Origin of the sequence: Pseudomonas sp. NFACC25 (assembly GCF_900100935.1) — a bacterium.
GTDB classification, from domain to species: Bacteria; Pseudomonadota; Gammaproteobacteria; order Pseudomonadales; family Pseudomonadaceae; genus Aquipseudomonas; species Aquipseudomonas marginalis.
Genome location: NZ_FMUC01000022.1, coordinates 57,082 through 82,651, shown reverse-complemented (window position 1 = coordinate 82,651; position 25,570 = coordinate 57,082). Strand labels below are relative to the sequence as shown.

The window sequence follows — 25,570 nt, the reverse complement described above, 5'->3', positions numbered from 1 at the left end:
ACCACCCCGGGCTTTTTTTCGAGCCTTAGAAAGCGCCCATGTAGTCACGCTTGCCCACTTCCACACCGTTGTGACGCAGCAAGGCGTATGCGGTGGTGACGTGGAAGAAGAACTGCGGCAGGCCGTAGGTCAGCAGGTAGGACTGGCCGCTGAAGCGCTTCTCTTTCGGCGTGCCTGGGCGGGTAATGATCTCGATGCCTTCCTTGCCGTCGACTTGCTCGGGCTTGATGGTGTCGACAAACGCCAGCACCTTGGCGATCAGCGCTTGCAGGTCGGCGAAGGTGACTTCGGTATCTTCGTATTTCGGCACTTCGATCTCAGCCAGGCGTGCGGAAACGCCCTTGGCGAAGTCGACGGCGATCTGCACCTGGCGCACCAGTTGGAACATGTCCGGGAACAGCCGCGCTTGCAGCAAGGCGTTGGGTTCGATGTTCCTGGCGGTGGCGTGGGCTTCGGCTTTGTTCAGCACATCGCTCAGGGCGCTGAGCATTTGCTTGAAGACGGGGATGGAGGCGGCGTACAGGGAAATAGTCATGGCAGTCTCATGGGTAATGGCAGGGTTGGAACCAGCGGCGATTATAGACACGCCAGGCGCTTGTCTTTTATTTTTTCCGGCTTAGGCTAGGCGGGGGCGTTCTCAATTAGTTTCCCCGCCGCGCTGGGGAAACTAATTGAGAGCGCCCCCATTCACAGCATAGGGAAAGCGCGATGACCGCCGAGCACGACACCGACACCCCTGAGCCGCGCCTGAACAGCACGGAAATTCGCGTCCTGGGTTGCCTGATCGAAAAACAGGCGACCAACCCGGAAACCTATCCCCTGACCCTCAACGCCCTGGTCCTGGCCTGCAACCAGAAGACCAGCCGCGAGCCGGTGATGAACCTGAGCCAGGGCCAGGTTGGCCAGAGTCTGCGTGCGCTGGAAGGCCAAGGCTTCACGCGCCTGGTGATGGGCAGCCGCGCCGACCGCTGGGAGCATCGCGTGGACAAGGCGCTGGAACTGGTGCCGGCCCAGGTGATCCTGACCGGGCTGATGTTCTTGCGTGGGCCGCAGACGGTCAACGAACTGCTGACCCGCAGCGGGCGCATGCATGACTTCGAGGATGCCGAGCAGGTGGTGCACCAGTTGGAGCGCCTGATCGCCCGCGGGCTGGCGCTGCTGGTGCCGCGCCAGGCAGGGCAGCGGGAAGATCGTTATACCCATGCGCTGGGGGATCCGGCGGACATCGAGGTGATTATCGCGGCGCGGGGAAGCCCGGTGGAGCGCTCTGCCGGCGCAGTCTCGCTGGATCGTATCGAAGAGCTTGAAGCACGAATTGCAGCTCTGGAAGAGCGATTGGCGCAGCTGGAACAGGCCTGACACGGTCAACCAGTGTGGGAGGGGCTTGCTCCCTCCCACATTTAGAGCAGCAGCGGCCTTCAGTTGCGGGCGAAGGCTACTGCCGCCTGGAACTGTTCATCCGTAGGCCGCACGCCGGTGTACAGAACGAATTGCTCCAACGCCTGGATCGCAATCACCTCCAGCCCAGTGATCACCCGCTTGCCTTTGGCCCGTCCACGCATGATCAGCGGCGTTTCGGCGGGGATCGCCACCACATCGAAGACAGTGTCCGCGGCATCCACGGCATCCGCGTCGAACGCCAGGGCATCCGCCTCGGCCCCGCCGGTCATGCCGATGGGGGTGACGTTGATCAGCATCTGTGGGCGCAAATCGCCCAGTTCCGCCTGCCACTCATACCCCAGGTTCTGCGCCAGCGCCCGGCCTGCCGCTTCGTTACGCGCCACGATCACACCATTGGCGTAACCGCCATCCCGCAAGGCGCTCGCCACGGCCTTGGCCATACCGCCGCTGCCACGCAGGGCGAAGGTCGAATCCTGCGGCACGGCGTGTGTCTTGAGCAATTGTTCGACGGCGATGTAGTCGGTGTTGTAGGCCTTGAGATGGCCATTGGTATTGACGATGGTATTCAGGGAGTCAATGGCTTGAACCGAATCGTCCAGTTCGTCCACTAAGGCAATGGCGGCCTCCTTGAAGGGCATGGACACCCCGCAACCCCGGATGCCCAACGCGCGGATACCACCTATCGCGCCGGGTAAATCCTGGCTGCTGAAGGCTTTATAGTAGAAGTTCAGCCCCAGCTGTTCGTACAGGTGGTTATGAAAACGCAAGCCAAAATTCCCAGGGCGGGCCGAAAGCGACATGCACAGTTGGGTGTCCTTGTTGGGGTGCATCTGCATGGATAACTCCTTTGAGTAAGCAAATCGGTACAGACCTTACACAACCTTTACCTAGCGGCCGTGCTGTTTTTCAGAAATACGTTGTCTTAAAAGTATCCCCGCGACATTACTTGAGTCTATTGATTGCAGACCACAAGCGCAGGGGCTAACCGAGGAATGACCATGATTCGTACAATCCCCAAGATCGCCTTGCTGGTAGGTGCACTCGCTATGGCAGGCCAAGCCTCCGCCCATGGTGGTGGATGGGGTGGCCCAGCCGTCTTGGGTGCCCTGGTCGGCGCCGCCGTAGTGGGCTCCGTGGTGGCCAGCCAGCCCCGTGAGGTCTATGTGCAGCAGCCGGTCTACGTGCAACCGCAGCCGGTGTATGCCGCGCCGCCGCCCGTCTACTACGCACCACCGCCACCGGTGTACGTGCAGCAGGAGGTTTATTACCGCCCGGCGCCGGTCTATTACGGCCCACCGCGTGGCTACTATGGCCCGCCCCACGGCTATTACCGCCGCGGCTGGTAAGTCTCAACCGTCAGCTATGCAACAGGCCTCGCCCACCCGCGGGGCCTTTTCTTGTGGGTAACGTCCGGATTTATCCTGCCAAGGTCGCTCTGAGGACAATGACCGGGCTGCAATCCCACATGATTAAGGTCGAAAGTCTACTTGCCCGAACGGGGCTCACGCTGTCATGTTTGTGTCACGCCACACTCCCACTATCAATCCTGTCCACTCCATAACAACAAGGACGACTGACCATGCCCACACAAAATCCGCACCGCACCGCTGGCCTGTGTACGTCCAGCAAGGTCTACAGCGCCCTCACGGAGCTCAAGCACCTGGAAGGCCACCGCAGCGCCAAGTTCCTCGCGCTGCTGGCGGAAAACCTGGTGCACAAAGGCCTGCTTAATGAGCAGGAAGTGGTGAGCATGCTCGATCAAGTGGTCGACTGAGGCCTTTTGTTGATGTCGACTATCGAGCCAGATGATTTTTCCTGAGCGCCTGTGCCCCGTAAGGTGACCTCCATAGCGATTGGAGGTCCTTATGCCCACTGTTCAAATCATGTCCGTCATCGGCAGCGCCGTCCCTGCCCCGCTTCGAGAGCTGGGTTTGCTGGCGTGCTGGTACGTGGTGCGCGACGGCGAAGCCATCAGCGGCCCACTCACTTCCCTGTCTGACGCCGAAAAACAACTGCAGCAAGCCTCGAACTTCCGCCTGCACGCCTGAGACTCAAGGCAACGGCAACTTGACCCGCGGCTTGCTCTCGACAAACAACGCCCAGCTGGACATGAACAGCGCCGCCACCAGCGGCCCGATCACGAACCCGTTGAGGCCGAATACCGACAGGCCGCCCAGGGTCGAGATCAGGATCAGGTAGTCCGGCATCTTGGTGTCCTTGCCCACCAGGATCGGGCGTAATACGTTGTCCACCAGGCCGATCACAAACACGCCGAACAGGCCCAGCACCACACCCTGCCAGATCGAACCGCTCAACAGGAAGTAGGCGGCCACCGGCCCCCACACAATGCCCGCGCCCACGGCCGGCAGCAGTGATAGAAACGCCATCAGCACCGCCCAGAGCAACGCACTGGGAATGTCCAGGAACCAGAAGATCAAACCACCCAGCGCCCCCTGGGTTACGGCCACCAGCACATTGCCCTTGACCGTGGCGCGCACCACCCGATTGAACTTGAGCTGCAACCGACGCTTCTGCGGCTCGGCCAGCGGCACCGCCGTGCGGACCTTGCGCACCAGTTCCGGGCCGTCGCGCAGCAGGAAAAACAGCAGGTACAACATGATGAAAAAACTCACCAGGAAATCAAACGTGCCCTGGCCGAAGCTGAACGCCTGGGTCGCAAAGAACTGGCTGCCCTGCATCGCACTCTTGACGATCTTCTCGCGCAGCCCTTCCAGGTTGCCCATGCCGAAGCGGTCCAGCAGGTGCTGGAAGTACGGCGGCAGGAAGTTCTTGAACTGCTCGATATAGCCGGCCACGTCCAGCTTGCCGCTCTCGACGTTTTTGTACAGCGTGGCGCCCTCTTGCACCAGCAACGCGCTGGTAATGATCACCGGCAGGATCGCGATCACCAGGCACACCATCAAGGTGGCCAGGGACGTCAGGTTGCGGTTCCAGCCGAAGCGCTGCTGCAGGCGACGCTGCATCGGCGCAAAGATGATGCCGAGGATCACCGCCCAGAACACTGCACCGTAGAACGGCAGCAATATCCAGATAAAGGCGACGGTCACCAGGGCCAGCAGGAGCAGCAGGGTCTTGAATTGCAGGTTGGTTTGATTCATGTCCGATCCATGTCAGAAAAGCAGGCCGCGCGTGTGCGTCCAGCTGCTTAGTCCACCGCAAATCCCGGGAGTGCCATCTTTGTTGCGGTAAGCGTAGACCCAGATCAATAAAGCCCGGTACACGTTGGGCTACGCTCGCGGCCTTTTGCGACCCGATCCCCATGCCTCTCGTCCTTGCCCCCGAACTGCTCGCCCCCGCCGGCACCCTGAAAAACATGCGCTACGCCTTCGCCTACGGCGCCGACGCGGTCTACGCCGGCCAGCCGCGCTACAGCCTGCGGGTGCGCAACAACGAGTTCGACCACGCCAACCTCGCGCTCGGCATCCAGGAAGCCCACGCGCTGGGCAAGCGGTTCTACGTGGTGGTGAACATCGCGCCACACAACGCCAAGCTCAAGACCTTCCTCAAGGACCTCGCCCCGGTGATCGCCATGGGCCCGGATGCGCTGATCATGTCCGACCCGGGCCTGATCATGCTGGTGCGCCGGCACTTCCCGATGATGCCGATCCATCTGTCGGTGCAGGCCAATACGGTGAACTGGGCCAGCGTCGAGTTCTGGCAGCAGCAAGGGATTTGCCGGGTGATCCTGTCGCGGGAGCTGTCCCTGGAAGAAATCGGCGAGATTCGCCAGCAGGTGCCGGCCATGGAGCTGGAAGTGTTCGTCCACGGTGCCTTGTGCATGGCCTATTCCGGGCGCTGCCTGCTCTCGGGCTACATGAATAAACGTGACGCCAACCAGGGCACCTGCACCAACGCCTGCCGCTGGAAATACCAGGCCACCCCGGCGGTGGAAAACGCCACGGGCGATATTGTCCAGGTGTATCAACCGGAACCCACACTGGGGATCGGCGCGCCCACCGACCAGGTGTTCCTGCTGCAGGAAGCCAACCGCCCCGACGAACAGATGCCCGCCTTCGAAGATGAACACGGCACCTACATCATGAATGCCAAGGACCTGCGCGCCGTGCAGCATGTGGAGCGCCTGACCCACATGGGCGTGCATTCGCTGAAGATCGAAGGCCGCACCAAATCGCATTTCTACTGCGCCCGCACGACCCAGGTGTACCGCCAGGCAATCGATGATGCCGTGGCCGGTCGTGCGTTTGACCGCAACCTGATGACCGACCTGGAATCCCTGGCCCAACGCGGCTACACCGAAGGTTTCCTGCGCCGCCACGTGCACGACGAATACCAGAATTACCAGAACGGCAGCTCAGTGTCCGAGCGCCAGCAGTTTGTCGGCGAATTGACCGGCGAGCGCCGCGGCGAACTGGCCGAGGTCAAGGTGAAGAACCGCTTTGCCGTGGGTCATCACCTGGAACTGATGACCCCCGCCGGCAACTTCCACTTTGACCTGGCCAGCCTGCACAGCGCCAAGGGTGAAGCCATCGATGTGGCGCCGGGAGATGGACACACGGTGTATGTGCCCCTGCCGACCGAAATGGACCTGCGCTTCGGTTTGCTGATGCGCGACGTCTAACGGGTCGCAGCGCAGAACCGGTGGATCGCCTCGCAGGCCTGGCGCAACGAAGCGTCGTCCAACGCGTAGGCGATGCGCAGGTACGGCGCCAGCCCGAACGCACTGCCGGGCACCACGGCCACATGGGCTTCGTCGAGCAAGGCATCGGCCACGTCTTCGTCGGTATGCAGCCGCTTGCCGGCCGGCGTGGTGCGGCCCAGCAGGCCGGCGCAGGACGCAAAGGCATAGAACGCACCGTCCGGGTTCATGCATTCCAGCCCCGGGCTGGCGTTCAGCAAGGCCACCACCAGGTCACGGCGCTGCTCGAATAACGCCCGTGACTGCTGGATAAAGTCCTGCGGGCCGGTCAATGCAGCAATCGCGGCCTGCTGGGAAATCGCACTGGCCCCCGACGTCTGCTGGCCCTGGAGTTTTTCCATGGCGGCCAGCAACCAGCGCGGGCCGGTGGCGAAGCCGATGCGCCAGCCGGTCATGGCATAGGCCTTGGACACGCCATTCATGGTCAGCACCCGTGGCGCCAGGCGCGGCTCGACTTGCGCCAGGGTGTGGAAGGTTTGCCCGCCGAACAGCAAGTGCTCGTAGATATCGTCCGCCAGCACCAGCACATGGGGATGTTTCAACAGCACCTGCGCCAGGGCCTGCAACTCCAGCCGGCTGTACACGGCGCCGGTCGGGTTGGACGGTGAGTTGAGGATCAGCCAGCGCGTGCGGGGGGTGACCGCCTGCTCCAGCGCCGCCGCGGTCAGCTTGAACCCCTGCCGGGCGGCGCACGGCAAAATCCTTGCGGTACCGCCGCACAGTTCGACCATTTCCGGGTAGCTGACCCAATACGGCGCGGGCACGATCACCTCGTCGCCTGCATTCAAGGTGGCGGCCAGGGCGTTGTAGATCACATGCTTGCCGCCGTTGCTGACCAGGGTGTCCTGCCAGTTGACGTCCAAGCCGTTTTCGCGACGGAACTTCTGCGCCACCGCTTCACGCAACGCTCGCACTCCGGCGACCTGGGTGTAACGCGTATGGCCGTTGCGGATCGCATCGATACCTGCCTGGCGGATGTGTTCCGGGGTGTCGAAATCCGGCTCCCCGGCACACAACGAGATGATGCTTGCGCCCTCGGCGCGGCGTGCGGCCACGCGGTCGATGATACGGTAGGTGGCAGACGGTCGGGCCTGGGCCAGGCGCGTGTTCAGGCGTTCAATGGTCATGCGTCCTTCCTCTGCAAGGTGTGATAGCCCAAAGACTCACGCGCCTGCCTGAGTGTCCTGCCGGCCTCGATCTGCGCGCGGATCCGGGCTTCCACCGCCTCGATCTGCCGGGCCGTAAGCGCGACCTCCTCGGCACGGGCACGCGGCACCACCAGTACGCCATTGGCGTCGGCCACCACAATGTCCCTTGCACACACGCGCGCGCCGCTGATCGCCACCGGCTGGTTCACCGCCAGCACTTCCACACGGTCCTTGCCGGTGCGCATGTAGCGGCCCTTGGTGAACAACGGATAGCCATCGCCGAGGGCTTTGCTGACATCCCGGCACACCCCGTCGATCACCGTAGCGGCAATGCCCCGGCTGCCTGCGTACTGGGTCATGATGTCACCCCACACCGTGCAATCGCTGCGCCCGGCGTTGGCGATAACCACCACATCCCCCGGCAGCACGTCTTCGATAAAGTCACCGACCGAGCCCGGCGGCATACTCGCCGGGACGTATTGCACGGTAAACGCCGGGCCCACCACGGTGCCCCGGTAGTTATCCAGCGGTGCGATGCCCAGGCATTGGCCGGCAATCCCGAGTTTATCCAGGGCATCCGACACACCCGGTGTATCGAGCCCGGCAAACAGGGCGACAAGGTGTTGATCGTTCATCGGGCAGGCTCCACGCGGATGGCTTCGAAATGGCTGTCGTGCATCACATCGGCCACCGAGCGGCCGCTGCGCACGGCCTCGACCATGCCGGCTTCACGGGCGGCGATGCGCTCACCCAGGTCCAACACCTGCTCGATAACGGCAGCGGGGATGAACACCGTGCCGCAGCGGTCGGCAATCACGAAGTCGTCCTCCGACACGTTCACACCGCCCACGCTGACAGTGACGCCGGAATCGACCTGCACCACCCGGTTGCGCGCGCTGATCATGGTCACGCCACGGCCATAGACCGGGTAGCCGATGGACGCACTGCCGTCGATATCGCGACTGCAACCGTCGATCACCGAGCCACGAATGCGCCTGGCCACGGCGGCATTGGCGATGATGTCGCCCCAGCAGGAGATCCCCTCCAGCCCACCGGCGATCACCAGCACACGGTCGTCGGTGGTGATCGCGTCGATCACCGGGGAAATCAGGTGCACGGCGGGCGCGGCGTCAGTCTTGGGCGCCAGCTTGACCGTGCTGGCCCGGCCCACCACCTTGGGGCAGTCCCACAATGGGCGGATGCCCACCACTGCGCCCGGCAGTTGCAGGAAATCCAGTGCGTCGGAGACCGTATTGGTGTCGAGTTCAGCCAGGCGCTGAAGCGGGTCGGGAAGTAGCATGAGGTGAGCCCCTGTGGTGAGTGGGGCTCAAGTCTCACTGAGGGGCGGTGATAGGTATATTCGTATTAACGGTGGATAACCATACGCTCAACCTATGAGAATCAGATCCTGAACTGGCCGACCAATTGGCCCAAGCGTTGGCCCAGGTCCGCCAGACTGCGCGACGTCTGGGCGCCCAACTGGGTTTCATCGGCCACGCTGTCCACCGCCACGGCGATCTGATGCACACTGCGGTTGATCTCTTCGGCAACGGCGGTCTGTTCTTCGGCGGCGCTGGCAATCTGCGCGTTCATCGAGTTGATGGTGCCGATCAACTGGGCCATGGTGTCCAGGGACGCCCCGGCTTCGTTGGCCTTGGCCGAGGTGCCGTCGCCGGCATCGCTGGAGCGGCGCATGGCATCCACGGCCGCCTCGGTGCCTTTTTGCAGGCGGTCGATCATGCCCTGGATTTCCTGGGTGCTGGTTTGCGTGCGGCTGGCCAGGGCGCGCACCTCGTCGGCGACCACGGCAAAACCGCGCCCGGCCTCCCCTGCCCGCGCGGCCTCGATCGCCGCGTTGAGGGCCAGCAGGTTGGTTTGTTCGGCAATCGAGCGGATCACGCCGAGCACGCTGACAATCGACGACACGTCCTGCTGCAGGCTGTCGAGGGACACACCGCTGCTGCGGATGTCATTCACCAGCGCATGGATCTGCGCAATGCTGCCGTCCACCACGCGCTTGGCGGCCTGGCCTTCGGCATCGGTCTGTTGCGCGGCCACGGAGGCGCCCTGGGCACTGCGCGCCACTTCTTGCGCTGCGGAGGACATCTGGTTGATGGCGGTGGCCACCTGGTCGGTCTCGTGACGCTGGCGTTCCATGGCCTGCTCCGAGCGCTGGGCCTGGTCGGACACCTGGCTGACCAGGCCGGTAAGTTGGGTGGTCATCTCGGTGATCTGGCGCACCAGGCCGTGGATCTTGTCGACAAAGCGGTTGAACGCGCCGGCCAGGTCGCCCAGTTCGTCCTGGCTGGTGATGGCCAGGCGGCGGGTCAAATCGCCTTCACCGGCAGCGATGTCGTCGAGGTTGGCTTTCATCAAATGCAGCGGGCGCAAAATGGTGTTGGCCAGCAGCATGCCGACGGCGGCGATCACCAGCAACACCACCACGGCCACGCCGAGGATGCTCAGCAGCACGCCTTCCATGCGTGTTTTCACTTTGGCTTCGACTACCGCCACCTGGGCTTCGATGCCATCCAGGTTCACCGAGGTGCCGATAACCATGTCCCACTTGGGCAGGTATTCGGTGTAGCCCATCTTGGGCACCAGTTCGGTCTGGCCGGGCTGGGTCGAGCTGTATTGCAGGTAGTGGGTGCCGTCCTTGCCGACCTTGACCAGGTCGCGGTTGACGTAGACACCGTTGGGATCACGGTTGTCCTTGAAGCTCTTGCCCACGCCGTCGGGGCTGTTGCCTTTGAACAGGCGGATGGTCTCGGAGTCGTAGCCGAAGAAGTATCCGTCCTTGCCATAGCTGGTGTTGGACAGCAGCTTGACCACCTCGGCCCGCGCCGCAGTATCGCCGGGGGCGGCCGCGTCATAGAGCGGCTTGATGGTGGTCATGGCCACTTCCACATAACTTTGCAGGGTGGCCTTGGCGTTGTTGAGCAGGCGCTGGCGGGTTTCATCCACCTCGTTGCGCGCCTGGCCCTGGAGGATCCACACGGTGGTCAGGCTGATGACCACGGCGAACAGCAACACCGGCACAACGGCGAGGGACAGGACTTTGGCCTTCAGGCTCAGACGCATGGCTTTTCTCTCTTATTGGGCGACTTGAGAGGTTATCGGCCAGCGCCTGTGAATCTGTAGATCAGAGCGTCATCGCCGCCAGCCAGCCAAACGCCAGCAACGGAAGGTTGTAGTGCAGGAACGTCGGCACCACGGTGTCCCAGATATGGTGATGCTGGCCGTCGATATTCAGGCCGGAGGTCGGGCCGAGGGTGGAGTCCGAGGCGGGCGAACCGGCATCACCCAGCGCCCCGGCAGTACCGACGATGCACACGATGGCCAGCGGGCTGAAGCCCAGTTGCACACACAGCGGCACGAAAATCGCCGCCAGGATCGGCACCGTGGAAAACGACGAGCCGATGCCCATGGTCACCAGCAGCCCCACCAGCAACATCAACAACGCCCCCACCCCACGGCTATGGCCGATGAACGCCGCCGAGGTTTCCACCAGCGAGCGTACGTCGCCGGTGGCCTTGAGCACTTCGGCAAAGCCTGACGAGGCGATCATGATGAAGCCGATCATCGCCATCATCTTCATGCCTTCGGTGAACAGGTCGTCGGTGTCGCGCCAGCGCACGATGCCCGAGACCGAGAAGATCAGGAACCCGGCCAGGGCACCGATGATCATGGAGTCCAGCCACAACTGGATGATGAACGCCGAGGCAATCGCCAGGCCGGCCACCAGCAGGGTCAGGGGGTTGTACTGCACCGCCACTTGCTCGACCCGCTCGATTTTCTCCAGGTCATACACGCGCTTCTTGCGGTAGCTGATAAACACCGCCACCAGCAACCCGACCACCATGCCCAGCGCCGGCAGGCTCATGGCGTGGGTGACGTTGACCTGGCTGATGTCCACGCCGCTCTTGGCCACGTTGGCCAGCAGGATCTGGTTGAGGAAGATATTGCCGAAACCCACCGGCAGGAACATGTACGGCGTGATCAGGCCGAAGGTCATCACGCAGGCGATCAGGCGGCGGTCCAACTGCAATTTGGTCAGCACATACAGCAGCGGCGGCACCAGCAACGGGATAAACGCGATATGGATCGGCAGGATGTTCTGCGACGCAATCGCGACCACCCACAGCAGGCCGATCAGCAACCATTTGACGTGGTTGCCGCCGCTGGCTTCCTGACGGTCGACCAGCAGCAAGGCCTTGTCCGCCAGGGCGTGGGCCAGGCCGGACTTGGCAATCGCCACGGCGAAAGCGCCGAGCAAAGCGTAGGACAAGGCCACGGTCGCCCCCCCTCCCAAGCCACCGTTGAACGCCTTGAGCGTGGCCTCGATGCCCAGGCCACCGGTCAGGCCGCCCACCAGGGCGCCGACAATAATGGCGATGACCACATGCACGCGGGACAGGCTGAGTACCAGCATGGTGCCGACCGCGGCGATGACTGCGTTAATCATGGTTACCTCAAGCAGAAACATACAAAACAGGCATGCCCGCGCCCGGGCGGCCATCGGATGGCAGCCGGCGTGCAGGCTTGAAGGAGGTCTTATTAGAGGGCGCGCACTGTGCAGCAGGTCGCGCCCCATGTCAAAAAGCGGCGCCGCTTTCAGGTTTAAATTGATCGTTTGAATAAAGAAAATGCCAGATCGGCCGATAACCGGGCTCTATGTGTTTTCAGGTAAGGATGTGCCGATGTCCCTCAGACAGCTCTCCATTCAATGGAAAATCACCCTGCTCGCCGGCCTGTGCCTGCTGGGGATCGTGACCCTGCTGGTGGGTTTGTCGTTGTACCGCATGGCGCAGAGTTCCGAGCAGGTCAAGGCTTCCAGCATGCAGATGCTCGATGAAGCGGCCCAGGCTCGCATCGAGGCCCAAGGTGAGGTGCAGGCCGCGGGCATCCGCCGGCAATTCATGGACGCCTACCAATATGGGCACGGGTTTTCCCGCCAGGTCCTGTTCCTGCGTGAGCAAGCCGAAAAACGCTTCCTCGACGCCTTTGACACCCGCGAAGACCTGACCCGCCAGGTCAAGGCCGCCCTGCAGGCCAACCCGGAACTGCTGGGGCTGTCCCTGGTATTCGAAGCCAATGCGCTGGATGGCAAGGATGAGTTGTTCGCCGGCCAGGCCGAACTGGGCAGTAATGACAAGGGCCGCTTCGCCCTGTACTGGTCGCAGCCGACGCCGGGCACGCTGACGTCGATGGCACTGCCGGAAAGCGACATGTCCGACACCCGCGTCGGCCCCAGCGGCGAACCGGCCAACGCCTGGTTCACCTGCCCGCGCAGCACCCTCAAGCCGTGTGTGATCGAACCGTACTTTTATGTGATCGACGGGCAAAACGTGCTGATGACCAGCATCGTGTTTCCGTTGACGGTCAATGGCAAGGTGATCGCTTCGCTGTCGGTGGACATCAACCTCAACAGCCTGCAGGCCGTGAGCCAGCAGGCCAGCCAGAAGCTGTATGACGGCCAGACCCAGGTCAGCATCCTCAGCCCCACCGGTCTGCTTGCCGGCTACAGCGCGGACGCCAGCCAGTTGAGCAAACGCCTGGATCAGGTCGATAGGCAAAACGGCGCGCAATTGATCAGCGCCCTGGCCGGCGGGACACAGACCCGCAGCCTGCGCACCGACCATCAACTCAAGGTGCTGGCGCCGTTCGCGCCGATTCCCGACGGCAAGCCATGGGGCGTATTGCTGGATGTACCGGAAAAAGTCCTGATGGGGCCGGCTGAAGCACTGAAGGCCCAGATGGACGCCGATAATACCCGCGGCACCCTGCTGGAATTGGGCTTGGGCCTGCTGGCCGCCGTGATCGGCCTGATCCTGGTCTGGCTGATGGCCCGCAGCGTGACCCGACCGATCCTCGGCGTGGCCCATATGCTTGAAGACATCGCCAGCGGCGAAGGCGACCTGACCCGCCGCCTGGCGTATGACAAACAGGACGAACTGGGCCAGCTCGCCGGCTGGTTCAACCGTTTCCTCGACAAGCTGCAACCCATCATTGCCGAAGTCAAACGCTCGGTGCAGGACGCCCGTGGCACCGCCGACCAGTCCGCCGCGATTGCGACGCAAACCAGCGCCGGCATGGAGCAGCAGTACCGCCAGGTCGACCAGGTGGCCACCGCCTCCCACGAAATGAGCGCCACCGCCCAGGACGTGGCCCGCAGCGCCGCCCAGGCGGCCCATGCCGCGCGGGATGCCGACCAGGCTACCCGCGACGGCCTGACAGTGATCGACCGCACCACCACCAACATCGGCCAACTGGCGGCCGATATGAGCACCGCCATGGCCCAGGTCGAAGGCTTGTCCGCCAACAGCGAGAAGATCGGCTCCGTGCTCGAAGTGATTCGCGGCATCGCCGAGCAAACCAACCTGCTGGCGCTCAACGCGGCAATCGAAGCCGCCCGCGCCGGTGAGGCCGGCCGCGGGTTTGCCGTAGTCGCCGACGAGGTACGCAACCTGGCACGGCGGACCCAGGAGTCGGTGGAGGAAACCCGCCTGGTGATCGAACAATTGCAGAGCGGCACCGAAGAGGTCGTCGGCTCCATGGGCAACAGCTATCGCCAGGCCCAGGGCAGTGTCGAACAGGTCGGCGAGGCCGTTACCGCCCTGCGCCAGATCGGCGATGCGGTCACGGTGATCAGCGACATGAACCTGCAAATCGCCAGCGCCGCCGAAGAACAAAGCGCGGTGGCCGAAGAGATCAACCACAATGTGGCGACCATTCGCGATGTGACCGAGTCGTTGTCGGAACAGGCCAATGAGTCGGCGCGGGTGAGCCAGGCGTTGAACAGCCTGGCGAATCAGCAGCAGGGGTTGATGGACCAGTTCCGCGTCTGAGGGTCGAAGACAAGTCCAATGTGGGAGGGGCTTACTGTGGCGAGGGGGCTTGTCCCCCGACGGGTTCACTGGAGATCCATTGGGGCTGCTGCGCAGCCCAACGCGGGCGGTGCGACGATTCCACAAGCCCGCTCGCCACAGAAAGCCCCCTGCCGCATTTTGATCTACGGTGTGTCAGCCATGGCGTTTGGGTAACTCGATCAGCGCCTTGAGCCCGCCCAGCTCGCTCTCCTGCAACTGCAACACCCCGCCCCACACCTCGACAATGTCGCGCACGATCCCCAGCCCCAGGCCATGGCCGTCGATCTGTTCGTCCAGGCGTGCACCGCGGCTGAAGACCTGGTCACGCTGGGCCTCGGGAATCCCGGGACCGTCATCTTCCACCGCCAGCAGGTAAGCGTGGGGCGTCTCGCTGACGCTCACGCGCACCTCCGCATCCGCCCATTTGCAGGCGTTGTCCAGCAGGTTGCCGAGCAGCTCCAGCAAATCCTCGCGGTCCCAGGGCAATTGCAGGCCCGGCGCGACGTGGTAGCTGAGGTCCAGGTGTTCGCCATGGATCATGTTCAAGGTGGCGAGCAGGCCGGGCAGTTCTTGTTCACAGTCGAACAAGGCACCCGGCAGGGTCTCGCCGGCCAGCCGGGCGCGATTGAGTTCACGGTTGAGGCGTTGTTGCACCTGCTCCAATTGCTCGCGCAGCAGTTTGCTCAGTTCGGGGTGATCCTTGAGCGCCTCGCTCGAGGCGGCGCTCAACAGCACCGCCAGCGGGGTTTTCAGCGCATGCCCAAGGTTGCCGAGGGCATTGCGCGAACGTTTGAGACTGTCTTCGGTGTGGGCCAGCAGGTGGTTGATCTGGGCGACCAGTGGCTCCAGTTCCAGCGGCACCTGGGTGTCGAGTTGCGAGCGTTGGCCTTGTTGCAGTTGGGCGATCTGGTTACGCGCGTTTTCCAGCGGGCGCAAGGCACGACGCACGGTGACTCGCTGCAAAAACAACACCAGCAGCAGTGCCGCCAGCCCCAACACCAGGCCGATCCGACGCATCAGGCGAAAACTTTCCCGCACCGGGGTGTAGTCCTGGGCCACGCTGATGGAAATCGATTGGCCAAAGCGCTTGTAGTCCGAACGCAGCACCAGCAATTGCTGGCCTTCGGGGCCCAATTGCAGGTTGCCCTTGAGCCCGGCCTCGGGCAGTCGGGGCAATTCCTGGTCCCACAGCGAACGGGAGCGCCAGTGAGTGTCGGCAAAATCGATGCGGAAGTAATGCCCGGAAAACGGCCGCTGGTAGGCCGGCGACAGGCGCTGCTCATCCAGTTGCACACCGTTGGGCCCGCGTACCAGGGCGACCAGCAGGTTCTCGGCATCGTTGCGCAACCCGGCTTCCAGGTAGCGTTGCAAACCGGCCTCGAACAACCACAGGCTGGTTTGCGCCAGCACCACGCCGACGATCACCATCACGCTGATCAGGCCCAGGCTCAGGCGGCGCTGAATCGACTTCATGCAGGGCTGGCGCCAAACCGGTAACCCTGGCCGCGCCGGGTTTCGATCACGCTGCGCCCGAGTTTGCGGCGCAGGTGGTTGACGTGCACTTCCAGCACGTTGGAGTCGCGCTCGGTCTCGCCGTCGTACAGGTGCTCGGCCAGGTGGCTTTTCGAGAGGATCTGTTCGGGGTGCAACATGAAGTAGCGCAACAGGCGAAATTCTGCGGCGGTCAGTTGGATCTCGTCGCCATCGCGCAGCACGCACTGGCGGCCTTCGTCCAGGTGCAGGCCGGCAGCCTGCAAGGTGGGTTGGTTGGCCTGCCCGTGGGAGCGGCGCAACAGCGCCTGGATGCGCAGGTGCAGCTCTTCGGGGTGAAAGGGTTTGCTCAGGTAATCGTCGGCACCGGCCTTGAGCCCTTCGATACGCTCGGCCCAGGAATCGCGGGCGGTGAGGATCAACACCGGGGTGGCCAGTGCGGCGGCGCGCCATTGCGCCAGCACCTCAAGGCCGGGCAAACCGGGCAGGCCGAGGTCGAGGATGATCAGGTCGTAGGGTTCGCTGCGGCCCTGATACGCAGCGTCACGGCCGTCGGCCAGCCAGTCGACGGCATAACCCTGGCGCTGCAGGCCGGCCAGCAGTTCATCGGCCAAGGGTACGTTGTCTTCCACCAGGAGCAGGCGCATCAGTCTTCCTCATCTTTGATCAGTACACCGTTGGTGGCGTCGAGTTTGATCTCGCGCACCACGCCGTCGGTGGTCACCAGTTCCACTTCGTAGGCATATTGGCCATGCTTTTTCTCAAGCTCGGCTTCCAGCAGGCGCGAGCCGGGATACCGCGCCATGGCCTGCTGCAACAGTTGCTCCAGAGGCAGGATCACCCCCTGCTGGCGCAGCGCCAAGGCTTCGTCCTGGTTGAGGTCGCGGGCCTGCAAGCCTGAGCAGAACACCACCAGCACCAACGCCACTCGACTGCCGGCGCGTAAATTTACCTTCATTACGTATCCTGATGATTCTTGAGAACCTGCCCGGTGAGCGCGTCCAATTCGACCTCCCATTCAATGCCGTCGGCATCTTGCAGTTCGACTTCATAGACATACTTGCCGTAAGCCTCGTCCAGGTCGGTGTCCAACAGCATTGAACCGGGGTGCAGGGCCTGGGCTGTGGCTTCGAGCTGGTCGAACGCGACAATTGTAACAGTGGCGGGCACGGTCAGTGGTTTGTCGGGGTCCACGGCTCCGGCCTGGGTCGCCGTGGAGGCGATGATAGCGGCGGCGACCAGAGCAGTGAGGCGTTTCATGATGAGTCTCCGTTACACGATGTTTTTCCTACACCGGCCACGGTAGCGGCTGCAACTTAACTGAAACTGAATTGCCACCATGGCAATTTCCAGCAGCCGCGACAGGCTACGATGCTTATTCAGGATTCACGCGGTATCGTTAGCGTTTTTCGCGAGCACGCTTGCACCTGCACCTCGCTTCAACAGAGACCGGTATGACAGCCATCCACATCAAGTTCCCCGCCCTGACCCTCAAGGCCGGCAAACGCGCCTTTGCGCGCATTCGCGAAGAGGGCCTCAAGCCTGCGGATGTCGGCACCCTTCCCGGTGCGGCCGGCGGCCCCAAGGCGCTGGGAATCCAGGGCCTGGACCTGGCGCTGTTCGGCGACTGGCTGCCGCGCGCACCGCGGGAGCGGGCGTTGATCGGCGCATCGATCGGTTCCTGGCGGTTTGCCAGCGCCTGCCTGCCCGACCCGGTGCAAGGCCTGCTGGACCTCGGCCGCCTGTACAACGAACAACGCTTTGCCAAAGGCGTGACCATGGCCGAAGTCAGCCGCAGCTGCCAGCGCATGCTCGACGACCTGCTGGCCGGCCGCGATGCACGGGTGCTGGACAACCCCGACTACCGGCTGAACATCATGGTGGTCAAGAGCCACGGCCTGCTCGCCGATGACCACCGCGGGCGCCTGGGTTTGGGCCTGTCCTCGGTGATTGCCGACAACCTGCGCGGCCGTGCGCGACTGGCGCGGCATTTCGAGCGGCTGATCATCCACGACCCGCGCCAGGCACCGCCGGTGCACCCGCTGAAGGATTTCCCCTCGCGCTTCCTTGCGCTGGACATGGGCAACCTGCGCCAGGCACTGCTGGCGTCCGGGTCGATCCCCATGGTGATGCAAGGCGTGCGCGACCTGCCCGGAGCCGGCACCGGCACTTACCGCGACGGCGGCCTGCTGGACTACCACCTCGACCTGCCCTACCACGGCGACGACATCGTGCTGTACCCGCACTTCACCGACCGGGTCATCCCCGGCTGGTTCGACAAGGGCCTGCCATGGCGGCGCAGCAACCCGCACGGCTTGCAGGATGTGTTGCTGCTGGCGCCATCCAGGGACTACCTGGCCCGCCTGCCCCACGGCAAACTGCCGGACCGCAGCGACTTCAAGCGCTTCATGGGCGACGACCCGAGCCGCAACAAGTACTGGCAAACCGCGATGAGCGAGAGCCGGCGACTGGGGGATGAGTTTCTGCAACTGGCCGATAACGGTGGCCTTGGCGAGCGCTTGCAGGCGCTTTGACCCAGCGGTATGCGCGGCATGGGATCAAGCTGTTAAACTCGCCGCCTGCCAGATACCTGACCGAGCTGAAAATACTGTGGAAATCTTCAAAGAGTTTACCTTCGAGTCCGCCCACCGCCTGCCCCACGTACCGGAAGGCCATAAGTGCGGGCGCCTGCATGGGCATTCGTTCAAGGTGGCGATCCACCTGAGTGGCGACCTGGACCCCCATACCGGCTGGATTCGTGACTTCTCGGAGATCAAGGCGATTTTCAAGCCGCTCTACGAACGCCTCGACCACAACTACCTCAATGACATCCCAGGCCTGGAAAACCCTACCAGCGAAGTGCTGGCCAAGTGGATCTGGACTGAACTCAAGCCGCTGCTGCCGGAGCTCAGTGCGATCCGTATCCACGAGACCTGCACCAGTGGCTGCATCTATCGCGGCGAGTAAGCCTGCACTGTTAAAAAACCACTCTTGCGGTTAATGCCAGTCAGTTAAGGAGGAACACTGTAACTGTGGTGAGCGGGCTTGCCCCGCGTTGGGCTGCGCAGCAGCCCTAAAACACAGTCCCGGACCTGCCTGGCACACTGCAGCGCTCTTATTGGGGCTGCTGCGCAGCCCAACGCGGGGCAAGCCCGCTCGCCACAGGTTACTGTTTGCCCGTTCTATCTCTTAACTGATCGGCATTACCCTTGCGGTGGTTTTTTTGTGCCTCCCGTAGCCCCCTTCCACCCTTGCCCTTCTTCGCGACCGAGGAGATGTCCATGGAAACTACCTGGCTGGCCCAGGCCAAACGCTTGCAAGCCTTGGCCTCCACGGGGCTGCACTTTTGCACCGATGATTTCGAGCGCGAACGCCTGGAAGAAATCGCCGAGATTGCCCACAGCATGCTGGCGCAGCTGGGCAATGTGCCCCTGGAGCGCATCACCGGGCTGGTGTCGGATTTCGCCCAGCGCTATTCGACGCCGATGATCGACGTGCGTGGCGCGGTGATCGAGGGTGAGCGGATTCTGCTGGTGCGCGAGGCCACCGACGGTTGCTGGGCGCTGCCCGGTGGTTATGCCGATATCGGGTTGTCGGCGGCGGAAAACATCATCAAGGAAATTCGCGAGGAAGCCGGGCTGAGCGTTACTGCGCGGGCGCTGTATAGCGTCACCCACAAGGCCAAGGGGTTGTACCGGCCGGATGTGCGGGATTTCTACAAGTTGTATTTCCTGTGTGAACGGGTGGATCAACTGGCGCCGGTGGCCGGGTTCGAGACCACCGAGGTGGGCTTTTTCAGCCTGGACGAGCTACCGCCGCTGTCCCGTGGACGCACCATCGAAAGTGATCTGGAGGCGGCGTTCGCCTTTCATCGCGGCGAGACCACGCAGACGCTGTTCGACTGATCCAATTTGTATCACTGCTGCACCGCTTTCGTGCCCGACTGGGCACAGCGAACACTCCCGCCTGCGTTCCCCGCCTGTTTGGCTATAAATACTGTGCACGGTGCACAGCGGCGACCGTGCGCCTGTCACTGCCGGTGATTTGGCACGCCCGGTGCAACAGGCCTGCGTCACTCATTCAGGGAGCACGCACATGACGCAGCAAGAACCGGGCAACGATTACCCCTTAAGCGAAGTCCCCATGCATGCGCGCAAAGGCCTGGCGTCGACCGCCATGGTGCTGCTGGGCTTTACCTTTTTTACCGCGACCATGTTTGCCGGCGGCAAGCTCGGGGTGGCGTTCAGTTTCACCGAGATGCTCGGCGTGGTGGCCCTGGGTAACCTGCTGTTGGGTATCTACGCCGCAGGCCTGGGTTACATCGCGTTCAAGAGTGGGTTGAACTCGGTGTTGATGGGCCGCTTCTGCTTTGGCGAGGTGGGCAGCAAGCTCAGTGACTTGATCCTCGGGTTCACCCAGATCGGCTGGTACGCCTGGGGCACCGCCACGGCGGCCGTGGTGCTGGGCAAGTATTTCGAGCTGAGCCAGGGCAGCGTGCTGGCGTTGATGGTGCTGTTCGGCCTGGTGTTCTGCGCCACGGCCTACGTGGGTTATCGCGGGCTGGAGATCCTTTCCTACATCGCGGTGCCGGCCATGGGCCTGTTGCTGTTGCTGTCGATGTGGGTCGCCACGGTGAAAGTCGGCGGGCTGGACGGGCTGCTGGCGGTGGTGCCGACCGGCGAGCTGGATTTGTCCACCGCGATCACCCTGGTGTTCGGCACGTTCGTCAGCGGCGCCACCCAGGCCACCAACTGGACGCGGTTTTCCCGCTCGGCCAAGGTCGCGGTGCTGGCCAGCCTGATCGGGTTCTTTATCGGCAATGGTTTGATGGTGCTGATCGGCGCCTATGGCGCGATCGTCTACCAACAGCCCGACGTGGTCGAAGTGTTGCTGCTGCAAGGCTTCGCCATGGCGGCAATGGCCATGTTGCTGCTCAATATCTGGAGCACCCAGGACAACACCATCTACAACTTCGCCGTGGCCGGCTGCAACCTGCTGCGCACCAAGCGGCGCAAAACCGTGACCTTGACGGGTGCGGTGATCGGCACCTTGCTGGCGTTGCTGGGCATGTACGACATGCTGGTGCCCTACTTGATCCTGCTGGGTACGGTGATTCCGCCGATTGGCGGGGTGATCATGGCGGACTTCTTCTACCGCTGGCGCGGCCACTACCCGCGCCTGGCGGATGCGCGCCTGCCAGCCTTCAACTGGGCCGGGCTGGTGGCGTACGCGGTGGGTACCGTGCTGGCGTTCAACTCGCCGTGGGTCGCGCCGTTGGTGGGCATCGCAGCCGCGTCGCTGACCTACGTCGCACTCACCGCCGTGCTGCGCGTGCCTTTGGCTGATGCCCGGGCATGAGCCTGACCATTGCGGAGGTACTGGCGTTGCCGGGGCTGGAATCCATGCGCCTGCGCGCCGGCGCTGCCGCCCTGGATAACGTCGTGCGTTGGCCTTATGTGGCGGAAAACAGCGGGATCGCCGAGTGGGTGCTGGGCGGTGAATTGGTGTTCGTCACCGGCATCAACCACCCACGGGATGAGGCCAACCTCCTGCAACTGCTGGACGAAGCCTGCCAGCGCCAAGTGGCCGGGTTGGTGATCCTGACGGGAGCGGCGTATATCCAGGCGATTCCCCAGCGCTTGCTCGACGCCGCCGAAGCCGCCGGCATGCCGCTGATCGAGCAGCCCTACTCGCTGAAAATGGTGCTGGTGACCCAGGCGATTGGTTCGGCGCTGATCCAGTCCGAGCAACTGGGACGCTCGCGGCACGACGTGCTGGAGCGCTTGCTGAGCGGGGATTATCAATCCCTGGATTTGCTGCTGCATCGGGCCGTGCAATTGAATATGCCAATGGCCGGGCATTGGCAGGTCGCCCAGCTGCAATTGGAAGGCAGTGAGCTGCTGTTTGCCCAGGGGGACGCGGCACAGGTGGAGGCACAGCTGGCGCGACAACACGACGGTATCAGTCGGCGCTTGCGTCAATTATCGGCGGTACTGCCGGTACTGGGGCGCGCCGGACAATGGACCCTGCTGCTGCCGGCACCGGATGCCGTCACGGCCTTGGCCAACCGCCAGCAACTGGCCAACTGGCTGAACCCGCTCAACCTGCGCCTGGCGCCGCTGAAATTGTTTATCGGCCTGAGCGCCGCTGCACACCCACCCGCGCGCCTGGCCCAGGCGCAGGACGAAGCACGCCAGGCATTGGTGGCGGCACGACGCTTCAGCGAGCGTGCCGGGCTATGCGTGTATGACGAACTGGGCGTGCTCAAGCTGCTCAGCGGTGTCCGTGATCGCGCCCTGCTCGACCAGTTCCTCAATGAACGCCTGGGCCCGCTGCTGCGTCACGACCTGCACCACGGCCCCAGCCTGATGCCGACCCTGGAAGCCTGGTTTCACGAGAATGGTAACCTTGTGGCTGCCGCCCAGCGCCTGGCCTTGCACCGCAATACCCTGACGCACCGTGTCCAGCGCATCGAAGCCCTGTGCGGTCTGACACTGGATAACGCTTATGACCGCCTGGACATCGGCATCGCCCTGATGATCTGGCGGCTGTCTGCCTGATTGTTTTTAGCCAAGAGGAACTTGCCCATGCACATCATCAACGCCCGCCTGCGCAACCGTGAAGGCCTGCATGATCTGCACCTGGAACACGGCCGGATCGCCAGCATCACCCCACAAACAACAGCGCCGGCAGTGGGGCCCAATGACCTGGATGCAGCCGGCAACCTGGTGATACCGCCCTTCGTCGAACCGCATATTCACCTTGATGCCACCCTCACCGCCGGCGAACCGCGCTGGAACATGAGCGGCACCCTGTTCGAAGGCATCGAGTGCTGGGGCGAACGCAAGGCCACCATCACCGAGGAAGACACCAGGACACGCGCCAAAAAGACCATCCAGGCCCTCGCCGCCCACGGCATCCAGCATGTACGCACCCATGTCGATGTCACCGACCCCGACCTCACGGCGCTCAAGGCCATGCTGCAAGTGCGCGAAGAAAGCTCGCACCTGATCGACCTGCAAATCGTCGCCTTTCCCCAGGAAGGCATCGAGTCGTACCGCAACGGCCGCGAACTGATGGAAGAAGCCATTCGCCTGGGCGCCGATGTGATCGGCGGCATCCCCCACTTCGAATACACCCGCGACCAAGGCGTGAGTTCGGTGAAGTTCCTGATGGACCTGGCCGAACGCACCGGCTGCCTGGTGGATGTGCACTGCGACGAAACCGACGACCCGCACTCACGCTTCCTCGAAGTACTCGCCGAAGAAGCCCGCAGCCGCGACATGGGCGCCCGCGTCACCGCCAGCCACACCACGGCCATGGGTTCCTACGACAATGCCTACTGCGCCAAACTGTTCCGCCTGCTGGGGCACTCCGGGATCAGCTTCGTCTCTTGTCCCACCGAAAGCATCCACCTGCAGGGTCGCTTCGACAGCTTCCCGAAACGCCGTGGTGTCACCCGGGTCAACGAGCTGCTGGAGGCCGGCATGAACGTATGCTTTGGCCAGGACTCCATCGTCGATCCCTGGTACCCGCTGGGCAACGGCAACATCCTGCGCGTACTGGAAGCCGGTTTGCACATCTGCCATATGCTCGGCTACCGCAACCTGCAAAGCGCCCTCGACCTGGTGACCGACAACAGCGCCAAGGCCATGGCCCTGGGTGACCGTTACGGCCTTGAAGCCGGGCGCCCGGCCAACCTGCTGATCCTCTCGGCCGACAGCGACTACGAGGTGATTCGCAGCCAAGGGCTGCCGCTGTATTCGATTCGCCACGGCAAGGTGTTGATGAAGCGCCAGCCCGCGCAGGTGGAGTTTGTCTAAGCACCCAGTCAGACGATTGAGTCGAGATCCAGCGGCTGTGCCCTCCCCAGCTCACTCTGCGCAGCGGGAGGGATGCTCGCGACCTGAGGCAACGCCTGGTTTTCACGATGGCGGAACCAGCGCTTGAGACTGGGTTGCAGGTTGGAGCAGTGGCTATGGCTGCCGTAGACATCACGCGCTTCAAGACGACGCCAGCGCAGGGTTTGCAGGCGTTCGCGACTGGTGTACAGGCGGTCGATCTCAGCGTTCAGCGGCTCATGGTATTCATAGGCACGGTCGTTGGCCGGGCGCTGTCGAGTCAGTTCACGCCGCTTGTCTTGCAGTTGCTTGCCCATGGTCGCAAGGGCGTGGTCGAGCAGTTCAAACTCCCGTTGGGTCACCAGAGGACCGTTGCTATCCACAGCCTGTTGCCAGCGACGCAACGTCGCCCAGGCGGCCGGGATGTAGCTGGCGGTCATGAAATGCTGCTTGTATTGCACCAACTGTTTGATCAGGCCTTCGCGATCGGGCATGTCACCGCGCGTTTGCCATGCCCGGTTGCGGCCGGCTTCTTCAATGGACTCGCAGCCCGGCTTCCACAGCACGGACGAATGCGTACCGTCCGGGAGCACGATCGGCATGAAGTGCTGTTGATCGCCGTGGTGTTGGTAGGGGTTGCCGCCAATACGCACCAGGCCGGCGGCGAACAACAGGCCCCCGGCCGTGGGGGCGCTGAATAGCGTGACGGCACCGGGGATCCAGAGTTTGGCGGTGGTGTTCATCCAAGGCGCCGGGACGCTGGGGACCGGGTCGTTGTGGTTGACGATGCGGTGGTGCACCAACGCGGAAGCGCCGGCAGTGAACTCGGCATCGGCGGCGCGGGGGGCGCCGTAGGTGTAGAGGAGGATGTTGTAGTGAGCGTCGGAAATTCGGCGCAGCCCCTCAGCCAGAAGCAACGCGATGGCGCCGCCAAGGCTGTGACCACATATAACTATTCGTTGCCCGACATGAAACTGGTCGAGGTATCGCAGCACGAAGTTACGTACCGCTCGGTAAGCCTGATAAAATCCCTCATGCGCCTTGCCTACGCCATCGATGAAGGGCACTTGATGGGCGTTGGCATCTCGCAATCCATCAGATGGGCTGGCGGTGCCACGCACCGCTATCAGGATGACCTCATCGTGGTGGGTTATGAAAGCCTGGGTATCAGTACCGCCTTTTTCGTCATCGAAGAAGTGCAAATGCGCAGGGTGTTCCTGTTTTTCCTCCAACTCCGGACGATTTTGCGGATACAGCTCAGGATCGAAGGGAAGAATTTCAAAACGCCGTGAGTAAGGTACATCCTCATAAAGCGGATAAAAACGTCGCACTTGCTCCGGATCAACTCGCCAGGCTTGGTGAAACCCAGATAGTTGTTCAGCAAACAAATTTCCAACACTGGGATCCAGTGGAAAGCGCACTTGATCAAATGGTTTGTCTGGGGGCTCCTGGCCAAAATCGCAGTAACTCAACGCCGCAAACAGTGCCAATTGGTACAGGTTCAAGGCACAGAAGCGGTCTTCCGTGGATAGCATTGGACGCAGGGCTCGCAGTGGACGTACTTCGAGAACAGTGTGATTGCTCGGGAACAACACCACCCCTGATAAGGAGGGTTGGGACGGACCGAACCCCAGATCAGCCATCATTTTTAGGGCATGGCGTTTGGGTCGGTAAGCAGTGGGTGTCACGGCAGGTAGATGGGAGCCCTGACGAACCAAGTCGCTCACTTCAACCTGATAAAAGTGGTCAGCTTTCTGCCGCGCAGAATTGCTCTCGGTTTGCTCACCGCTGGATTTTGAAAATTTCGTTTGTTCAGCTCTGACCTGAAGGTCGGTGATGGGTAACGGATACTTTTCTCGCCTCTGCAATGTCGAATAGTAGCTCCCCAACTCCTGATACATAGCATCGAAAACCAACACTACAGGACCACGGCAGTGCCCCTCTAATCGTACAAAACCATCTCCATTCAAACGGCCTGCGTATCGCTGCCCTGCACTGTCAAAAATTTCATAGTTGAGCCCTCCATAGGCTTTCCCGTCACCGGACTCGTCCACTAGACAAAAACTCAGCCAGTCTCCACGCAGCGTACAGGCGGGAATTTTTTCGTTAAAAAACGGTTTTTTCCATTGTTCTATCGTCATG

At 62.7% G+C, this 25,570-nt stretch carries 25 protein-coding genes and 2 pseudogenes; 13 read left to right on the top strand and 14 right to left on the bottom strand.

Annotated elements, in window-relative coordinates; all coding sequences use genetic code 11:
* Positions 1 to 25: 25 nt before the first annotated feature.
* Positions 26 to 535 (bottom strand): DUF1993 domain-containing protein, encoded by a 510-nt coding sequence (locus tag BLQ09_RS29765; protein WP_027603156.1) that lies wholly within the window; start codon positions 533 to 535, stop codon positions 26 to 28.
* Positions 536 to 708: 173 nt separating this feature from the next.
* Here BLQ09_RS29765 and BLQ09_RS29760 point away from each other — a divergent pair, with 173 nt between their 5' ends.
* Positions 709 to 1,359 carry a YceH family protein gene (locus BLQ09_RS29760; RefSeq protein ID WP_027603155.1) on the top strand — a complete coding sequence of 217 codons (651 nt, stop codon included), beginning with the start codon at positions 709 to 711 and terminating at the stop codon, positions 1,357 to 1,359.
* A 59-nt stretch (positions 1,360 to 1,418) separates the two neighbouring features.
* Here BLQ09_RS29760 and BLQ09_RS29755 read toward each other — a convergent pair whose 3' ends face one another.
* Positions 1,419 to 2,237 (bottom strand): shikimate 5-dehydrogenase, encoded by an 819-nt coding sequence (locus BLQ09_RS29755; RefSeq protein WP_027603154.1) that lies wholly within the window; start codon positions 2,235 to 2,237, stop codon positions 1,419 to 1,421.
* A 156-nt stretch (positions 2,238 to 2,393) separates the two neighbouring features.
* On the opposite strand from BLQ09_RS29755, the gene BLQ09_RS29750 reads away from it, so the two are divergent.
* From BLQ09_RS29750 to BLQ09_RS29740, 3 genes are all read left to right on the top strand, one after another.
* Positions 2,394 to 2,747, top strand: a complete 354-nt coding sequence (locus BLQ09_RS29750; RefSeq protein WP_027603153.1) for a hypothetical protein — start codon at positions 2,394 to 2,396, stop codon at positions 2,745 to 2,747.
* 233 nt (positions 2,748 to 2,980) lie between these two features.
* Positions 2,981 to 3,175, top strand: a complete 195-nt coding sequence (locus BLQ09_RS29745) for a hypothetical protein (protein WP_027603152.1) — start codon at positions 2,981 to 2,983, stop codon at positions 3,173 to 3,175.
* Between the two features lie 91 nt (positions 3,176 to 3,266).
* On the top strand, positions 3,267 to 3,449 hold the full coding sequence (locus BLQ09_RS29740) for a hypothetical protein (protein WP_027603151.1): 183 nt from the start codon (positions 3,267 to 3,269) through the stop codon (positions 3,447 to 3,449).
* 3 nt (positions 3,450 to 3,452) lie between these two features.
* Here BLQ09_RS29740 and BLQ09_RS29735 read toward each other — a convergent pair whose 3' ends face one another.
* Positions 3,453 to 4,520: an AI-2E family transporter gene (locus BLQ09_RS29735; RefSeq protein ID WP_027603150.1), complete on the bottom strand. Its 1,068-nt coding sequence runs from the start codon at positions 4,518 to 4,520 to the stop codon at positions 3,453 to 3,455.
* A gap of 161 nt (positions 4,521 to 4,681) precedes the next feature.
* Between BLQ09_RS29735 and yegQ the strand changes: the two genes are divergently transcribed.
* Positions 4,682 to 6,001, top strand: a complete 1,320-nt coding sequence (gene yegQ, locus BLQ09_RS29730) for a prephenate-dependent tRNA uridine(34) hydroxylase TrhP (protein WP_092359619.1) — start codon at positions 4,682 to 4,684, stop codon at positions 5,999 to 6,001.
* Here yegQ and BLQ09_RS29725 read toward each other — a convergent pair.
* From BLQ09_RS29725 to BLQ09_RS29705, 6 genes and pseudogenes are all read right to left on the bottom strand, one after another.
* On the bottom strand, positions 5,998 to 7,206 hold the full coding sequence (locus BLQ09_RS29725) for a pyridoxal phosphate-dependent aminotransferase (RefSeq protein ID WP_092359616.1): 1,209 nt from the start codon (positions 7,204 to 7,206) through the stop codon (positions 5,998 to 6,000). The two genes, yegQ and BLQ09_RS29725, sit on opposite strands and share 4 nt — an antisense overlap.
* Positions 7,203 to 7,862, bottom strand: a complete 660-nt coding sequence (locus BLQ09_RS29720) for an RraA family protein (protein ID WP_092359614.1) — start codon at positions 7,860 to 7,862, stop codon at positions 7,203 to 7,205. The genes BLQ09_RS29725 and BLQ09_RS29720 overlap by 4 nt, the downstream gene beginning before the upstream one ends.
* The gene (locus tag BLQ09_RS29715; RefSeq protein WP_092359612.1) at positions 7,859 to 8,527 is read right to left on the bottom strand and encodes an RraA family protein; all 669 of its coding nucleotides are present in this window, start codon (positions 8,525 to 8,527) and stop codon (positions 7,859 to 7,861) included. The genes BLQ09_RS29720 and BLQ09_RS29715 overlap by 4 nt, the downstream gene beginning before the upstream one ends.
* A gap of 101 nt (positions 8,528 to 8,628) precedes the next feature.
* A complete protein-coding gene (locus BLQ09_RS32090; RefSeq protein ID WP_370671271.1) occupies positions 8,629 to 9,384 on the bottom strand; it encodes a methyl-accepting chemotaxis protein in 756 nt (251 codons plus the stop codon).
* Positions 9,385 to 9,486: 102 nt separating this feature from the next.
* A pseudogene (locus BLQ09_RS32085) lies at positions 9,487 to 10,308 on the bottom strand (cache domain-containing protein); the annotation flags it as partial.
* Positions 10,309 to 10,369: 61 nt separating this feature from the next.
* Positions 10,370 to 11,689 (bottom strand): Na+/H+ antiporter family protein, encoded by a 1,320-nt coding sequence (locus BLQ09_RS29705; RefSeq protein ID WP_166655334.1) that lies wholly within the window; start codon positions 11,687 to 11,689, stop codon positions 10,370 to 10,372.
* Between the two features lie 184 nt (positions 11,690 to 11,873).
* On the opposite strand from BLQ09_RS29705, the pseudogene BLQ09_RS32080 reads away from it, so the two are divergent.
* Together BLQ09_RS32080 and BLQ09_RS32075 are read left to right on the top strand one after the other, a co-directional pair.
* Positions 11,874 to 13,217, top strand: a pseudogene (locus tag BLQ09_RS32080) (HAMP domain-containing protein); the annotation flags it as partial.
* Positions 13,218 to 13,319: 102 nt separating this feature from the next.
* Complete coding sequence (locus BLQ09_RS32075; protein WP_371263343.1) at positions 13,320 to 14,075, top strand: methyl-accepting chemotaxis protein; 756 nt, start codon at positions 13,320 to 13,322, stop codon at positions 14,073 to 14,075.
* A gap of 174 nt (positions 14,076 to 14,249) precedes the next feature.
* On the opposite strand, the gene BLQ09_RS29695 is transcribed toward BLQ09_RS32075, so the two are convergent.
* The 4 genes from BLQ09_RS29695 to BLQ09_RS29680 are packed head-to-tail and all read right to left on the bottom strand — an operon-like array spanning position 14,250 to position 16,847.
* The gene (locus BLQ09_RS29695; protein WP_065939373.1) at positions 14,250 to 15,569 is read right to left on the bottom strand and encodes a sensor histidine kinase; all 1,320 of its coding nucleotides are present in this window, start codon (positions 15,567 to 15,569) and stop codon (positions 14,250 to 14,252) included.
* Positions 15,566 to 16,234: a response regulator transcription factor gene (locus BLQ09_RS29690; RefSeq protein ID WP_027603141.1), complete on the bottom strand. Its 669-nt coding sequence runs from the start codon at positions 16,232 to 16,234 to the stop codon at positions 15,566 to 15,568. Before BLQ09_RS29690 ends, BLQ09_RS29695 begins: the two co-directional genes overlap by 4 nt.
* A complete protein-coding gene (locus tag BLQ09_RS29685) occupies positions 16,234 to 16,545 on the bottom strand; it encodes a PepSY domain-containing protein (RefSeq protein ID WP_027603140.1) in 312 nt (103 codons plus the stop codon). The genes BLQ09_RS29690 and BLQ09_RS29685 overlap by 1 nt, the downstream gene beginning before the upstream one ends.
* Complete coding sequence (locus tag BLQ09_RS29680) at positions 16,545 to 16,847, bottom strand: PepSY domain-containing protein (RefSeq protein ID WP_092359609.1); 303 nt, start codon at positions 16,845 to 16,847, stop codon at positions 16,545 to 16,547. The genes BLQ09_RS29685 and BLQ09_RS29680 overlap by 1 nt, the downstream gene beginning before the upstream one ends.
* Positions 16,848 to 17,041: 194 nt before the next feature.
* Between BLQ09_RS29680 and BLQ09_RS29675 the strand changes: the two genes are divergently transcribed.
* The 6 genes from BLQ09_RS29675 (at position 17,042) to codA (ending at position 23,410) form a co-directional block, all read left to right on the top strand.
* Positions 17,042 to 18,121 carry a patatin-like phospholipase domain-containing protein gene (locus tag BLQ09_RS29675; RefSeq protein ID WP_092359606.1) on the top strand — a complete coding sequence of 360 codons (1,080 nt, stop codon included), beginning with the start codon at positions 17,042 to 17,044 and terminating at the stop codon, positions 18,119 to 18,121.
* A 76-nt stretch (positions 18,122 to 18,197) separates the two neighbouring features.
* A complete protein-coding gene (gene queD, locus BLQ09_RS29670) occupies positions 18,198 to 18,554 on the top strand; it encodes a 6-carboxytetrahydropterin synthase QueD (RefSeq protein ID WP_003237990.1) in 357 nt (118 codons plus the stop codon).
* Between the two features lie 314 nt (positions 18,555 to 18,868).
* Positions 18,869 to 19,492, top strand: coding sequence for an NUDIX hydrolase (locus BLQ09_RS29665; RefSeq protein ID WP_027603137.1), 624 nt, complete (start codon positions 18,869 to 18,871; stop codon positions 19,490 to 19,492).
* 190 nt (positions 19,493 to 19,682) lie between these two features.
* Positions 19,683 to 20,945, top strand: coding sequence for a cytosine permease (gene codB, locus BLQ09_RS29660; protein WP_027603136.1), 1,263 nt, complete (start codon positions 19,683 to 19,685; stop codon positions 20,943 to 20,945).
* Positions 20,942 to 22,147: a PucR family transcriptional regulator gene (locus tag BLQ09_RS29655; protein WP_027603135.1), complete on the top strand. Its 1,206-nt coding sequence runs from the start codon at positions 20,942 to 20,944 to the stop codon at positions 22,145 to 22,147. Before codB ends, BLQ09_RS29655 begins: the two co-directional genes overlap by 4 nt.
* 27 nt (positions 22,148 to 22,174) lie before the next feature.
* Positions 22,175 to 23,410, top strand: coding sequence for a cytosine deaminase (codA, locus tag BLQ09_RS29650; protein ID WP_027603134.1), 1,236 nt, complete (start codon positions 22,175 to 22,177; stop codon positions 23,408 to 23,410).
* Between the two features lie 8 nt (positions 23,411 to 23,418).
* Here the strand turns inward: codA and BLQ09_RS29645 are convergent, their stop codons facing one another.
* Positions 23,419 to 25,569 (bottom strand): lipase family protein, encoded by a 2,151-nt coding sequence (locus BLQ09_RS29645; RefSeq protein ID WP_092359604.1) that lies wholly within the window; start codon positions 25,567 to 25,569, stop codon positions 23,419 to 23,421.
* Position 25,570 lies beyond the last annotated feature (1 nt).